Raw genomic sequence first — 13,893 nt, 5'->3', positions numbered from 1 at the left:
TCGCCATGCTCGCCGTGCACAAGGCCGGCGGCGCCTACCTGCCGCTGGACGCCGAGTACCCGGCCGAGCGCACCGCCCACATGCTCGCCGACGCCCGACCGGCGCTCGTCCTCACCGACGACCGCTGGCCGCTGCCCGAGGTGCTGGCCGGCCAGGCCGTCCTGGACGCCGCCCCGCCGTCCGACGTCGCCCCGCCGGCCGAGGCCGCCGAGGGCGCCGCGCCCGACCCGGGGTGGTGCGCCCTCGACCCGGGCGACGCCGCCTACGTCATCTACACCTCCGGCTCCACCGGCCGCCCCAAGGGCGTCGTGGTGCCGCACGGCGCCGTCGCCGCCCTGCTCGCCGCCCACCGCGCCGCCCTGATCCGGGGCACCGAGGAGGCCCACGGCCGGCAGCGGATCGCGCTCACCGCCTCGCTCTGCTTCGACGCCTCCCTGGAGCCCCTGCTCTGGATGTTCGCCGGGCACGAGCTGCACCTGATCGGCGACGAGCTGCGCCGCGACCCGGCGGCGCTGGTCCGCCACACGGCCGCCGCCGGGATCGACGCCCTGCACCTCACCCCGTCCTACACCGAGCAGCTGATCGAGGAGGGGCTGCTGGACGCACCCGCGCCGCGCCTCCTGCTGCTCGGCGGCGAGGCCGTCGGCCAGGCGCTGTGGCAGCGGCTGCGGGAGCACCCCGACACCGCCGGCCACAACTTCTACGGTCCGACCGAGGCCACCGTCTACGCGCTGACCCAGCCGTTCGACGCGGCGCGGCGCCCCGGTCTCGGCGGCCCGATCGCCGGGGTGCGGGCGTACCTCCTGGACGAGTACCTCAACCCCGTCCCGGTGGGGGTGCCGGGGGAGCTGTACCTCGCGGGCACCGGCCTGGCCCGCGGCTACCTGGCGCGGCCGGGAATGACGGCGGAGCGCTTCGTCGCCTGCCCGTTCGAGCCGGGCGCGCGCCTCTACCGCACCGGGGACCTGGCCCGCCGCACCCGCGACGGCGGCTTCGAGTACCTCGGCCGCACCGACCACCAGGTGAAGATCCGCGGCTTCCGGATCGAACCCGGCGAGATCGAGCAGGTGCTGGCCCGCCACCCCGCCGTCCGCCAGGCCGTGGTCACCGTCCGGGAGAGCGGCACCGGCGACCGGCGCCTGGTCGCCCACTGCGCGGTGGGCCACCGCGCGGCGGGGCGGGAGACGCCCGAACTCGCCGTCGAACTGCGGCGCTTCGCCGCCGGGGCGCTGCCCGGCTACATGGTGCCGGCCGCCGTCGTCCTGCTCGACACCCTGCCCCTGACGGGCAGCGGCAAGGTCGACCACCGGGCGCTGCCCGAACCGGACTTCGGGGCGCTGTCGGCCGGCCGGGCGGCGCGCACCCCGCAGGAGGAGATCCTGTGCGGGCTGTTCGCTGAGGTGCTCGGCCTGGAGGGCGTCGGCATCGACGACGACTTCTTCGACCTGGGCGGCCACTCGCTGCTCGCCACCAAGCTGCTCAGCCGGGTGCGGGCGGCGCTGGGTGCCGAGTTGGGGATCCGGGACGTCTTCGAGGCGCCGAGCGCGGCCGGGCTGGCCGCCCGCCTCGGCACCGGCTCGCGGCGACCGGCACTGAGCGCGGCGGGCGAACGCCCGGAGCGCGTCCCGCTGTCCTTCGCCCAGCAGCGCCTGTGGCTGATCGACCGGATGGAAGGCCCCAGCGCCCTCTACAACCTGCCGCTCGTCCTGCGCGTGGCGGGCGAGCTGGACGCCGCCGCGCTGGAGCTCGCCCTCGGCGACGTGGTCGCCCGGCACGAGAGCCTGCGCACCCTGATCGAGGAGTTCGACGGCACCCCCTACCAGCGGATCCTGCCCGTCGAGCAGGCCCGCGTCCGGGTCGAGCTGCTGCCGCCCGGCACCGAGCCGGCGAGCTGCACGGACCGTCCCTTCGACCTGGCCGCCGACCTGCCCGTCCGCGCCCACGTCATCCCGGCCGGGCCCGGGGAGCACCTGCTCGCCCTCGTCCTGCACCACATCGCCGGGGACGGCTGGTCGATGGGCCCGCTGCTGCGCGACCTCGCCACGGCCTACGCGGCCCGCACCGGCGGCGCGGCCCCGCGGTGGGCGCCGCTGCCCGTCCAATACGCCGACTACGCGCTCTGGCAGCGCGAACTGCTCGGCCGGGAGGAGGACGGGGAGAGCCTGCTCGCCCGCCAGCTCGGCCACTGGCGCGAGGCGCTGGCCGGCCTGCCCGAGGAGCTGTCGCTGCCCGTCGACCGGCCGCGCCGCGCGGCCGCCTCGCACCGCGGCGAGCGGGTCGTCGTCCCGTACGGCGCGGAACTCCACCGCGCTCTCGGCGAGTTGTCGCGCCGGCACCGGGTGACGATGTTCATGACGGTGCAGGCGGCCCTCGCCGCGCTGCTCACCCGCCTCGGCGCGGGCACCGACGTCCCGATCGGCTCGGTGGTGGCCGGGCGCGGCGACGAGGCGCTGGACGAGCTGGTCGGCTTCTTCGTCAACACCCTGGTCCTGCGCACCGACACGTCCGACGATCCGAGCTTCACCGAGCTGCTGGCCCGCGTCCGGGAGACCCAACTCGACGCCCACGCCCACCAGGACGTGCCCTTCGAACGCCTGGTGGAGGAGCTGAACCCGGCCCGCTCGCTGGCCCGCCACCCGCTCTTCCAGGTGATGCTGCTGCTGGAGGGCCGGGGCGACTCGGCGCCGCTCGCCGCGGCCGGCCTGGACGCCTCGGCGGTGTCCTCCGCCGGGACGGTCGCCAAGTTCGACCTGAGCGTGGGCCTCGGCGAGTCCTTCGACGCCGACGGCGCACCCGCCGGCCTGGAGTGCGCGATCGACTTCGCCACCGACCTCTTCGACCGGGAGACGGTCGAGGCGATCGCCGTGCGCCTCGGCCGGCTGCTGGCGGCGGTGGCCGCCCGGCCCGAGCTGCCGATCGGCCGGATCGAGCTGCTGTCGGCCGAGGAGCGCGCCGCGCTCCCGACCGCCGGCGCCGCCCTGCCGGCCGAACTCCCGCTGGTCCCGGCCGCCTTCGCGGCCCAGGCCGCCCGCACCCCGGAGGCGGTCGCGCTGGTCTGCGGCGAGGTCCGGCTGACCTTCGCCGAGCTGAACGCCCGCGCCAACCGGCTCGCCCACCACCTGATCGGGCGGGGCATCGGACCCGAGTCCGTGGTCGCCCTCGCCCTGCCGCGCTCGGCGGAGACGGTGGTCGCCATGCTCGCCGTGCACAAGGCCGGTGGCGCCTACCTGCCGCTGGACGCCGACCACCCGGGCGACCGCACCGCCCGCACCCTCGCCGACGCGGCCCCCGCCCTCGTCCTCACCGACGACGGCTGGCCCCGGCCCGAGGCGCTGGCCGGCACCCCCGTGCTGGCCCTCGCCGAGGCCACCGGGCCGGACACCGATCCGGCCCCGCGCGCCTCGGCCGGCCACGCCGCCTACCTGATCTACACCTCCGGCTCCACCGGCCGCCCCAAGGGCGTCGTCGTCCAGCACGGCAGCCTCGCCGCCCTGCTGGCCGTCCACCGGGCCGGGCCGATCGCCGCCGCCGAGGCCGCGCACGGCCGACTGCGCGTCGCGCTCACCGCCTCGCTCTGCTTCGACGGGTCGCTGGAGAGCCTGCTCTGGCTGTTCGCCGGGCACGAGCTGCACCTGATCGGCGACGAACTGCGCCGCGACCCGGCCGCGCTGGTGCGGTACGTGCGCGCGGAGGGCATCGGCGCCATGGACGTCACCCCGTCCTACGCCGAGCAGCTCCTCGCCGAGGGCCTGCTGGAGGGCGCCGCCCCGGCCGTCCTGGTGCTGGGCGGCGAGGCCGTCGGCCAGCAGCTCTGGACGAGCCTGCGCGCGGCGCCGGGCACCACCGCCTACAACCTGTACGGCCCGACCGAGGCCACCGTCTACGCCCTCGGCCGGCCGCTCGGCGGGGCGGAGCGCCCCGGTCTCGGCGGCCCGGTCGCCGGGGTGCGGGCGTACCTCCTGGACGAGTACCTCAACCCCGTCCCGGCGGGCGTGCCCGGGGAGCTGTACCTGGCCGGCCCGGGCCTGGCCCGCGGCTACCTGGGCCGCCCCGGCCTGACGGCGGAACGCTTCGTCGCCTGCCCGTTCGAACCGGGCGTGCGCATGTACCGCACCGGGGACCTGGCCCGCCGCACCCGCGACGGGGAGCTGGAGTACCTCGGCCGCACCGACCACCAGGTGAAGATCCGCGGCTTCCGGATCGAACTCGGCGAGATCGAGCACGTGCTGACGCTCCACCCGCGGGTCGGCGCCGCCGCCGTGCTGCCCGCCGCGGACGGGCTGCGCCTGGTCGCCTACGTGGTGGCCGACGGCCCGCTCGACCCCGCCGAACTGCGCGCCTTCGCCGCCGGCCACCTGCCCGGCTACATGCTGCCCGCCGCCGTCGTCCCGCTGGCCGCGCTGCCGCTCACCGGCAGCGGCAAGCTCGACCGGACGGCGCTGCCCGCACCGGACTTCGGGCAGCTCGCCGGCGGCCGCGCCGCCCGGACGCCGCAGGAGTCGATCCTGTGCGGGCTGTTCGCGGAGGTGCTCGGCCTGGAGGCCGTCGGCATCGACGACGACTTCTTCGACCTCGGCGGCCACTCCCTGCTCGCCATGAAGCTGCTCGCCGAGGTCCGCTGCGCCCTCGGCACGGACCCCGGCATGCGGGCGCTGTTCGAGACACCCACCGTGGCCGGGCTCGCCCGACGGCTCGACCACGGCCCGGCGCCCGACGCGCTGGACGTCCTGCTGCCGCTGCGCGCCGGCGGCGACCGGCCCCCGCTGTTCTGCGTCCACCCGGCGGCCGGCATCAGCTGGGTCTACTCCGGGCTGTTGCGCCACCTCGGCCCCGAGCAGCCGGTGTACGGCCTCCAGGCCCGGGGCCTGCGCGGCGACGCGCCGGCGAGCGTCGCCGAGATCGCCGAGGACTACGTGCGGCAGATCCGCGCGGTGCGTCCCGACGGCCCGTACCACCTGCTGGGCTGGTCCTTCGGCGCGGTGGTCGCGCAGGAGATGGCCGTGCGGCTGCGGGCCGAGGGCGCCGAGGTCGGCCTGCTGGCCCTGCTCGACGGCGCCCCGGCGGTCCGCACCGCCGACGCCCCGCCCGTCGAAACCGCCGACACCCTCGCGGAGTTGCTGCACTCGCTCGGCCACGACCCGGCGGACGGCCGGGGACTCGCCGATCTGCGGGCCGTGCTCGGGGAGGCCGTGGCCGTGCTGCCGGAGGTCTTCGACCGGCACCGCAAGCTGATGGCCGAGCACGTGCCGGCCCGCTACCGGGGGGACGCCGTCTTCTTCGGGGCGACCACCGGCAAGCCCGCCGACTGGCCGTACGAGCAGAGCTGGCGGCCGTACCTGGACGGCCGGATCGAGAGCCACCGCCTGGCCTGCGCCCACGGCGAGCTGACCCGGCCGCAACCCCTCGCACGGATCGCCGCCGTGCTGACCGAGAAGCTGCACACCGAGAAGCCGCACACCCAGAAGCGGCACACCCAGAAGCCGGGAGCGTGACCCGCGATGACCACCACCGTCCCGATCGAATCACCGGCGCCGCCGGAGCGGCCGCGCGGCCGGTGGGGCCTGTGGGCCCAGGGGGACTTCCGCCGGCTCTGGATCGGTGAGACCACCAGCACCCTCGGCACGGCCGTCGGAAGCGTGGCGCTGTCCCTGGTGGCCGTGGTCACCCTGGGCGCCGGCCCCTTCGCGGTGGGCGTGATCAACGCCGCCGCCTGGCTGCCCTGGCTGTTCCTCGGCCTGCCGGCCGGAGCCTGGGTGGACCGCTGGCCCCGGCTGCGGGTGATGCTGGTCTGCGACCTGCTGCTGCTCGTCCTCTTCGCCAGCGTCCCGGTGTCCGCGTGGTTGGGGGCGCTCTCCCTCGCCCAGCTGGTGGTGGTGGCCCTGCTGACCGGGGCGGTGAAGGTGTTCTTCTCCACCGCCTACGGGGCGGTGCTGCCCACCCTGGTGGCGAAGGCCGACCTGCTGGAGGCCAACGTCAAGCTGCGCTCCGGGGCCTCGGCGGCGGAGATCGCCGGCCCGGGCGCGGCCGGTCTGCTCGCGCAGGCCTTCGGCGCCGCCAGCGGGATGCTCGCCGACTCGCTCACCTACCTGGTGTCGGCGTTCTGCCTGCGGCGGATCAGGACGGAGGAGCGCCCCCCGCCGGTGTCCGAACGGCGCGGCATCCCGCGCGAGATCGGCGAGGGCGTCCGGTTCCTGCTGCGCGATCCCTACCTGCGCACGTTCGCCTGCTTCGCGGCGGTCGGCAACCTGGGACTGAACGGCATCCAGGCGGTGCAGACGGTCTTCCTGGTGCGCAGCGTGGGGATCGAACCGGGCGCGGTGGGCGCGGTGTTCGCGCTGGTGAGCGTCGGCGGGCTGGCCGGTGCGATGCTGGCCGGGCGGATCGCCCGCAGGCTGGGCACCGCGCGCGGGCTGCTGGTCTGCGAGCTGGTGGTCGCGCCCTTCATCCTGCTGCTGCCGCTGGCGGGCGAGCGGCTGCCGCTCGTGGTCAGCGCACTCGCCTGGGCCGTCGCGGTCTGCGGCGTGGTGGCGGGCAACGTCCTGGCCGGCAGCTTCTCCCAGGCCTACTGCCCGCCCGAGATGATCGGCCGGATCAGGGCCAGCTCCGCGACCCTCAACTACGGCGCGATCCCGGTGGGAGCCCTGCTCGGCGGCTGGCTCGGCGAGGTGATCGGCGCCCGCGGCACCATCTGGCTGATGGCGGGCGTGCTGCTCTCGGCCGGCGGGGTGCTGCTGGCCAGCCCGCTGCGCGGCCTGCGCGACTTCCCGACCCGGCCGTCGGACCCCGCCGCCTGACCGCGCCGCCCCGCCCCATCCCGCGCCACCTCGCGCCACCTCCCGATCCGCCCTCACCCGGAGGCCCCGATGACCCGCACCGCCCGCCCGCGCCACTACCTGATGTGCCGTCCGACCCACTTCGAGGTCAGCTACGCGATCAACCCGTGGATGGACCCCGCCAAGCCCGTGGACACCGACCTCGCCGTCGCCCAGTGGGAGCGGCTGTACGCCCTCTACGGCGAGCTCGGCCACCGGGTCGACCTGATCGACCCGCTGCCCGGCCTGCCCGACATGGTCTACGCGGCCAACGGCGCCACCGTGGTGGACGGCAAGGTGCTCGGCGCGCGCTTCCGCAACGCCGAGCGGGCCGCGGAGGGCCCGGCCTACCTGGAGTGGTTCCGCGCCCGGGGCTACGAGACGCGCGATCCGGAGCACGTCAACGAGGGCGAGGGGGACCTGCTGCTGACCGCGGGCTCCGTGCTGGCCGGGCGGGGCTTTCGCAGCGTGGCCGACGGGCACGCGGAGGCCCAGGAGTTCTTCGGCCGGCCGGTGATCGGGCTGGAGCTGGTCGACCCGCGCTACTACCACCTGGACACCGCGCTCGCCGTGCTCGACGGCGACGAGATCATGTACAACCCGGAGGCCTTCTCAGCCGGCAGCCGTGCCGTCCTGCGGCGGCTGTTCCCGGACGCGCTGCTGGTGGGCGGCGAGGACGCGGCGGTGTTCGGCCTCAACGCGGTGAGCGACGGCCTGCACGTGGTGCTGCCGGAGGCGGCCGTCGGCCTGGCCGCGCGGCTGCGCGAGCGCGGCTTCCGGCCGATCGGGATGGACCTCAGCGAGCTGCTCAAGGGCGGCGGCAGCGTGAAGTGCTGCACCCTGGAGATTCGTTCGGAGAACCGTTCGGAGGTCTGAGAAGCGGCTCGGCCGGGCACCGGTGATCAGTGGTGACCACCGGTGCTCGGCTGTAGATCGGCCGTTGACCGCCCCCGGCCAGACTGGTGCCACACCACGACGGAACCCCTTCCCCCCGGGGAAGCGACCCAAGGGAGCACCAGAGATGACGCAGCGTCCGGCCACCGCCCGTACCCGCCTGCGGCTGTTCACGGTCGGCCTCGGGGTGGTCGTCGCCCTGGGCGCGGGCCTCTCCGCCACGGCCGCCGTGGCGGAGTCGGCCGGCACCGGGACGGCGACGGTGGTGAGCGGCGACGCGACGCCGACGGCCGTCCCCACCCCGACCCCGACCAGCACCGGGCACGGCAGCACCGGCGACTGGAACAGCACCGGTTCCTGAGCGTGCCGGGCCCCGTGCACGCAGGTTCCTGAGCGCGCCGAAGCCGGGCGCAGGATCGATTCTTCAGCAGCCCGACGACAGCCGGTCGGCGGCCCGCCGCCCCTTCGGAACCGAGGGAGCCGCCGGGACCGAGGGAGCCGACGGGACCGACGGAGCCGATCCGGCCGACGGAGCCGACGCGGCCGATGCGGCCGATGCGGCAGAACCCTCCCGCGGGGACAGCAGCCCCGCCACCTCCGCCGCCTCCGGCAGCCCCAGCCGGACGAAGATCCGGTGCGCCTCCCGCAGCCGGCCGCCCGCCTCGGCCTCCCGCCCGAGGTCGGCCAGGGTCCGGCCCAGCACCACCAGCGCGTGGCCCTGGTCCCGTTCGGCACCCAGCTCCTCGCACAGCTCCAGCGACTGCCCGGCGTGCTCCAGCGCCTCGTCCGTCCGGCCCAGCGACCGCAGACTGTCCGCCATCCGGTAGCGGGCGTGCGCCGCCCGGGCCCGCAGACCGGCCGCCGAGGCCACCGCCAGGCACTCGCCGAACCAGGTGACCGCCTCCTCGTGCCGCCCCAGCCCGTGCAGCGCCAGCCCCAGCACGTACAGCGTGTACGCCCGGCCCGGATCGTCGTGCCGGGTCCGCAGTTCGGCCAGCGCCTCGTGGCAGATCGGCACCGCCTCGGCGGCCCGCCCGCTGCGCACCCGGGCCAGCGCCGCGTTCACCGTCGTCACCAGCGCCCCGGAGCGGTGGCCGAGTTCGCGGGCCAGCAGCAGCGCCTCGTCGTAGTGCCCGACGGCCTCGTCGTAGCGGCTGAGGAACTGGCAGACCAGGCCGAGGTCGTTCAGCGCCTGGCGCAGGATCACCGTGTCGCCCGCCGAGCGGGAGGCGGCCACCGCCAGCCGGGAGGCCGCCTCCGCCTCCTCCAGCCGGGTGGCGGCCAGGGCGACGTTGCCGCGGAGGAAGTGCGCCCGGCCAGCTGCCCGGTGGTCGGCGCGGTGGACCGCGGCGGCGGCCAGGGCCTGTGCGGTGGTGGCCAGCTGACGGCTGGGCGGGGCGAGGACGAACGGCGTGAGCGCGATCAGCAGATCGATCGCGGCGCGCAGCGGCTCGGGCCCCGGGCCCTGCCCCGGCCCGTGTGTCGGGCCATGCGTCGGCGCGGGGCCGTCGGCAGCGGCGGGCGGGGCGGCCGCGGCGTCGTCCGCGACGGTCCAGCCCGCCACCTGGGCGGCCAGCGCGATCGCCCCGGAACCCTCCGCCTCGGCCCAGGCCCGCGCCCCGTCCGGGCCGTCCAGCGGAACGCCCGCGCTGCGGGCGGGCCCCAGCGCGCCGGCCGCCGGATCCCCGGGAACGGCGTGCTGGAAGGCCGTGCACGCGGTGGCCAGCAGGTGGTCGAGCATCCGGTCGCGGGCCGCCACCGCCGCGCCGGGATCGTCCGGACGGCGCCGGGCGAACGCGCGCAGCAGGTCGTGGAAGCGGTAGCGGCCGGGGAAGGGCGACTCCATCATCGCCACGTCCACCAGGGCCTCCAGCAGGTCCTCGGCGTCGTACTCGTCGAGGTCCAGCAGGGCGGCCGCGGCCTGCAGTCCGAGGTCCGGACCGTCCACCGAGGCGGCCAGCCGGAACGCCCGGGCCTGGGCGGGCGTCAACTGGCGGTAGCTCAGCTCGAAGGCGGCCGCCACCTCAAGGTCGCCGATGCGCAGCTCGTCGATCCGTCGGCGCTCGACCGCCAGCCGGCGGCCCAGCGTCTGCACCGTCCAGCTCGGCCGGGCGGCCAGCCTGGCCGCCACGATCCGCACCGCGAGCGGGAGGTGGCCGCAGACGAGCAGCAGCTCCCGGGCGGCCTCGGCCTCGGCGGACAGCCGTTCGGCGCCGATGGTGCGGCCCAGCAGTTCGAGCGCCTCCTCGGGTTCGAAGACGCCCAGGTCGGCCTGGACGGTCGCGGGCAGTCCGGACAGCCGGGTGCGGCTGGTGGTGAGCACGGCGCAGCCGACCGCGCCCGGCAGCAGCGGTCTGATCTGCGCCGTGTCGTGGACGTTGTCGAGCACCAGCAGCAGCCGCCGGCCGTCCACCACCGAACGGAACAGCGCCGAGCGGGCGTCCAGTCCGTCCGGCACCGCGTCGGCCGGCACGCCGAGCGCCACCAGGAAGCCGCTGAGCACCGCCTCCGGGTCGGCCGGGGTGGCGTCGGCGCCCCGCAGGTCGACGTACAGCTGCCCGTCCGGGTAGGCCTCGCGCACCCGGTGGGCGACGTGCAGGGCCAGCGCGGTCTTGCCGACCCCGCCCATGCCGACCACGGTCGCGATCGCCAGCGCCTGCTGGCCGGGCGCGCCGAGGGCCCCGCCCAGCCGCTCCACCAGCACCGTACGGCCGGTGAAGTCGGCCGCGTCGGGCGGGAGCTGGGCCGGTCTGGGGGCCGGCACGCCGTTCCCGGCCGGGGCGGCGGCGGGTGCGTCCGGCGCCGCGGGTCCGCCGGCCGGCTCCGGCGATCCGGCCCCGGGCGCGGTCCGCTCCGCCGGGCCGGGCACGGGCGCGGCCGGCCCGGGCAGGGCGGACACCGGCCGCAGGACCGGCGCCGGGGCGGCCAGCGCCGGGTCGCCCTCCAGGATCCGCTGGTGCAGCAGGTCCAGCTCCGCTCCGGGCGCCACGCCCAGCTCGGCCAGGAACAGCTGACGCGCGCCGCGGAACACCGCCAGCGCGTCCGCCTGCCGCCCGGCCTGGTACAGCGCGCGCATCAGCAGCCCGTACGCCCGCTCGTGCAGCGGGTGTTCGGTGGTCAGCGAGGTCAGCTCCGGGATGCACCGGGAGTAGCGGCCGAGCGCCAGGTCCAGGGCGATCCGCTCCTCCAGCAGGGTCAGCCGCAGCTCCTGGAGCCGCTGGCGCTGGCGCTGCGCGAACGGGCCGGGGATGCCGGCCAGCGGCTCGCCCTGCCACAACTCCAGTGCCTGGTTCAGCAGATCACGGGCCTGCTGCGGCTGCCCGGCGGCCGCCGTGCGCTCGGCCTGCGCCGCCAGCTCCTCCGCCTGCGCGGCGTCCACCGCGTGCTTGGGCAGCACCAGCCGGTAGCCGTCCCCGACCGAGGTCAGTACGGTCGGAGCGTCCGGTTCCTCGCCGTGCAGCACCTTGCGCCACCGCCAGGCGTACGTGCGCACCGTCGTCATCGCGGTGCCCGGCGGCTCCTCGCCCCACAGGGCGTCGATCAGGTCGGTGGCGCTCGCGCCGTGGCCCGGCCGCAGCAGCAGCACCGCCAGCATCGCCTGCTGCTGGGGGCTGCCCACCTTCAGCGCGGTCGCGCCGCGCTGCGCTCTCATCAGTCCCAGCACCGAGAACCGGAAATCATCCATCCCTGCACCTGCCCGCCTCATGTGCTCGCCCCCGTCCGCGCACGTGCCGCCCCCCGATTCGATGAGCCCCTATCAACCCACGGCACCCCGCGGATGTCGAGGGATCATCGACCCGGTGGTGATCCGGCGTTGATCGGCCGTGACCACAATCGACGGTGTGGCGCCCGCAGTCGGCCCGGCCCCGACCGCCGGACCCGCCACGTCCCCGGTCGCCCGGCCGCCGTCCGGCCGACCACCACGGCTCTCGGAGGCGGACCCCCATGAACACCGACCTGCTCCACCGGCTGCTCGACGTCGACCCGGCCGCCGGACCGGTCGACCTGCTCCACCGCGCCCGGGGCGAGCGCCATCTCCCGTACCTGGTGCTCGCCGCGCTCGCCCGGGACGGCGTCCGGATGGGCCGGCACGCCCGCGCCGAGCTGCAGCGCGCCCGCGACCGGGCCGAGTGCTACGCGGGCGTCGCGCGCGACCTCGCCGACGCCACCGGGGTCCGTCCGATCCGCGACCTGCCGCTGGCCGGCTACTACCCGCCCGACCTGCCCCGGCCGCTGGCCGAGCTCGGCCTCGTCAGCCCCACCGAGGCCACGCTCTGGCAGGCCGTCAACCGGCTGGTCACCGATCACCCGGTGGAGTCCGTGGAGGTCACCCTGTTCGGCGAGCGGCCCCGGCACACCGCCGTCACCCTGCGCTGGCCGGGCGAGGACCCGCTGCTGGACCCGTGGTACCAGGTACGGGTCGCCACCGCCGCGCTCACCGGCGACCTCGCCACCGTCCCGGTCCGCCCCTACCTGGCCGCCGACGACCACGTGGAATGCCTGATCGCCCTCGCCGAGGAGGGGCTCGGGCGGGCCTTCCTCGCGGGCGACGTGATCGACGTGGCCCAGCTCGCCGGGCAGCCCTTCGACCCCGTCGAGACCGCCGCGGTGGTCGCCGCCTACCGGCTCGCCCCGGAGGCCGCCGCCCTCCTCGACCTCGCCGCCGAACACGTGCCGCTCGGCTCCCTGCGGGACGTGCGCACCGTCCTGGAGACCGAGGTCGCCCCCGAACGGCGCCGCCGCCGCGGCCGCCACCGCCCGCTCCGGCCGCGCCACGGCACCCTGCTGCGCCGCACCGTCATCCGGCACCGGTGGGACGAGGCCCTGCTGCTCCCGGCCGGCGACGCGACCCTGCTGCTCACCCCGGTCGCCGACTACCTGCTCGGCCCTGAGGGCACCCGGCCGACGGCCTCCGAACGCGCCGCCGCCCTCGACGCCCTGAATGCCTGGGACGCCACCGCCCCCGGCGGCCCGGACCGGGCCCCGTGCACCGGCCTGTCGGAGCCGCGCCACCGCTGAGCGGGCCCGCGGGCGGCGGCCGGGGGTGGGGGCCGGAGGTGGGGGTCGGAGGTGGGGGGGCTTGCCGAGCGGCCCGGGAAGTCTTGTATCGTTCCTGGCGAATCATCCAGAGGGGTGGAGGGACCGGCCCTACGAAGCCCCGGCAACTCCCCGTTCGACCCGGCGTCCGAAGTACGCGCCGTGCCGTCCGGGGGCAGTGCCAACTCCGGCCTGTCGCCACTGTGGCGCGGGAAAGATGAGGAGACACGGTGCTCTCTGTGCTGTCCTTCGCCCGGGCGCTTCCCGCCCCGGCGCTTTCGCGTACCCGTCTCGTGCCCGGCGCAGGCATTCGGCCGTTTCCCCCGGCCCGTCCTCGCTGACCACACCCCCCGGCTCCCCGCCAGGAGCCGCCGTGAGCAGCGACCGTCCGCTGCTCCGGGCCCCGAGACTGGAGTACCCCCACATGGAGAACACGAGCGGCGTCGGCGTGCTCGACAAGGTCACCTCGATCCTCGGCACCCTGGAGGCCGGCCCCGTCACGCTGGGCGGCCTGGTCGCCGCCACCGGCATGGCGCGGCCCACCGCCCACCGGCTGGCCGTCGCACTCGAACACCACCGCCTGGTCAGCCGGGACACCCAGGGCCGGTTCATGCTCGGCCCGCGGCTCGGCGAGCTCGCGACGGCGGCCGGGGAGGACCGGCTGCTGGCCGCGGCCGGCTCGGTCCTCACCCAGCTGCGCGACATCACCGGCGAGAGCGCCCAGCTCTACCGCCGGCAGGGCGAGGTGCGGATCTGCGTGGCCGCGGCCGAGCGCCTCACCGGCCTGCGCGACACCGTTCCGGTGGGCGTCACCCTCCCCATGAAGGTCGGCGCCGCCGCCCAGATCCTGCTCGCCTGGGAGGAGCCCGAACGGCTCCACCGCGGACTGCAGGGCGCCCGCTTCACCGCCACCGCGCTGAGCGGGGTGCGGCGCCGGGGCTGGGCCCAGTCGGTCGGCGAGCGCGAACTCGGGGTCGCCTCCGTTTCCGCGCCGGTCCGCGGCCAGTCCAACCGGGTGGTCGCCGCCGTCACGGTCTCCGGCCCGATCGAACGCCTCACCCGGCACCCCGGCGCCCACCTCTCCCAGGCCGTCGTCGAGGCCGCCCACCGGCTCACCGAGGCCCTGCGCCACCCCTGAGCGGGGGCTCCG

7 protein-coding genes and 1 riboswitch are annotated in these 13,893 nt (G+C 76.6%); of the genes, 6 read left to right on the top strand and 1 reads right to left on the bottom strand.

All coding sequences use genetic code 11. The features are described 5' to 3' along the window. Positions 1–14 precede the first annotated feature (14 nt). From ACFVHV_RS33660 to ACFVHV_RS33645, 4 genes are all read left to right on the top strand, one after another. On the top strand, positions 15–5,492 hold the full coding sequence (locus ACFVHV_RS33660) for an amino acid adenylation domain-containing protein (RefSeq protein ID WP_380356337.1): 5,478 nt from the start codon (positions 15–17) through the stop codon (positions 5,490–5,492). Between the two features lie 6 nt (positions 5,493–5,498). Next, positions 5,499–6,794 carry an MFS transporter gene (locus ACFVHV_RS33655; RefSeq protein WP_380356334.1) on the top strand — a complete coding sequence of 432 codons (1,296 nt, stop codon included), beginning with the start codon at positions 5,499–5,501 and terminating at the stop codon, positions 6,792–6,794. 69 nt (positions 6,795–6,863) lie between these two features. Then, positions 6,864–7,688, top strand: coding sequence for a dimethylargininase (ddaH, locus tag ACFVHV_RS33650; RefSeq protein WP_380356331.1), 825 nt, complete (start codon positions 6,864–6,866; stop codon positions 7,686–7,688). 145 nt (positions 7,689–7,833) lie between these two features. After that, on the top strand, positions 7,834–8,067 hold the full coding sequence (locus ACFVHV_RS33645) for a hypothetical protein (RefSeq protein WP_380356328.1): 234 nt from the start codon (positions 7,834–7,836) through the stop codon (positions 8,065–8,067). Positions 8,068–8,130: 63 nt separating this feature from the next. Here ACFVHV_RS33645 and ACFVHV_RS33640 read toward each other — a convergent pair whose 3' ends face one another. Next, positions 8,131–11,391, bottom strand: a complete 3,261-nt coding sequence (locus ACFVHV_RS33640; protein ID WP_380356324.1) for a BTAD domain-containing putative transcriptional regulator — start codon at positions 11,389–11,391, stop codon at positions 8,131–8,133. Between the two features lie 260 nt (positions 11,392–11,651). Here ACFVHV_RS33640 and ACFVHV_RS33635 point away from each other — a divergent pair, with 260 nt between their 5' ends. Next, the gene (locus ACFVHV_RS33635; protein ID WP_359911380.1) at positions 11,652–12,725 is read left to right on the top strand and encodes a hypothetical protein; all 1,074 of its coding nucleotides are present in this window, start codon (positions 11,652–11,654) and stop codon (positions 12,723–12,725) included. A gap of 99 nt (positions 12,726–12,824) precedes the next feature. Beyond that, positions 12,825–12,967: riboswitch (SAM riboswitch) on the top strand. A gap of 200 nt (positions 12,968–13,167) precedes the next feature. Next, on the top strand, positions 13,168–13,881 hold the full coding sequence (locus tag ACFVHV_RS33630; protein ID WP_359911426.1) for an IclR family transcriptional regulator: 714 nt from the start codon (positions 13,168–13,170) through the stop codon (positions 13,879–13,881). The last annotated feature ends 12 nt before the right edge of the window (positions 13,882–13,893 follow it).

Origin of the sequence: Kitasatospora sp. NPDC127116 (genome assembly GCF_042677365.1) — a bacterium.
Taxonomy (GTDB): domain Bacteria; phylum Actinomycetota; class Actinomycetes; order Streptomycetales; family Streptomycetaceae; genus Kitasatospora; species Kitasatospora lactacystinica.
Note: the sequence above shows the minus strand (reverse complement) of the source record. Positions and strands in the feature narration are given on the sequence as shown.

Bases quoted from the DNA above. Each gene is read 5' to 3' on its own strand.
- ACFVHV_RS33655 (WP_380356334.1), top strand. From the start codon at position 5,499: ATGACCACCACCGTCCCGATCGAATCACCGGCGCCGCCGGAGCGGCCG.
- ddaH (WP_380356331.1), top strand. From the start codon at position 6,864: ATGACCCGCACCGCCCGCCCGCGCCACTACCTGATGTGCCGTCCGACC.
- ACFVHV_RS33645 (WP_380356328.1), top strand. From the start codon at position 7,834: ATGACGCAGCGTCCGGCCACCGCCCGTACCCGCCTGCGGCTGTTCACG.
- ACFVHV_RS33640 (WP_380356324.1), bottom strand. From the start codon at position 11,391: ATGGATGATTTCCGGTTCTCGGTGCTGGGACTGATGAGAGCGCAGCGC.
- ACFVHV_RS33635 (WP_359911380.1), top strand. From the start codon at position 11,652: ATGAACACCGACCTGCTCCACCGGCTGCTCGACGTCGACCCGGCCGCC.
- ACFVHV_RS33630 (WP_359911426.1), top strand. From the start codon at position 13,168: ATGGAGAACACGAGCGGCGTCGGCGTGCTCGACAAGGTCACCTCGATC.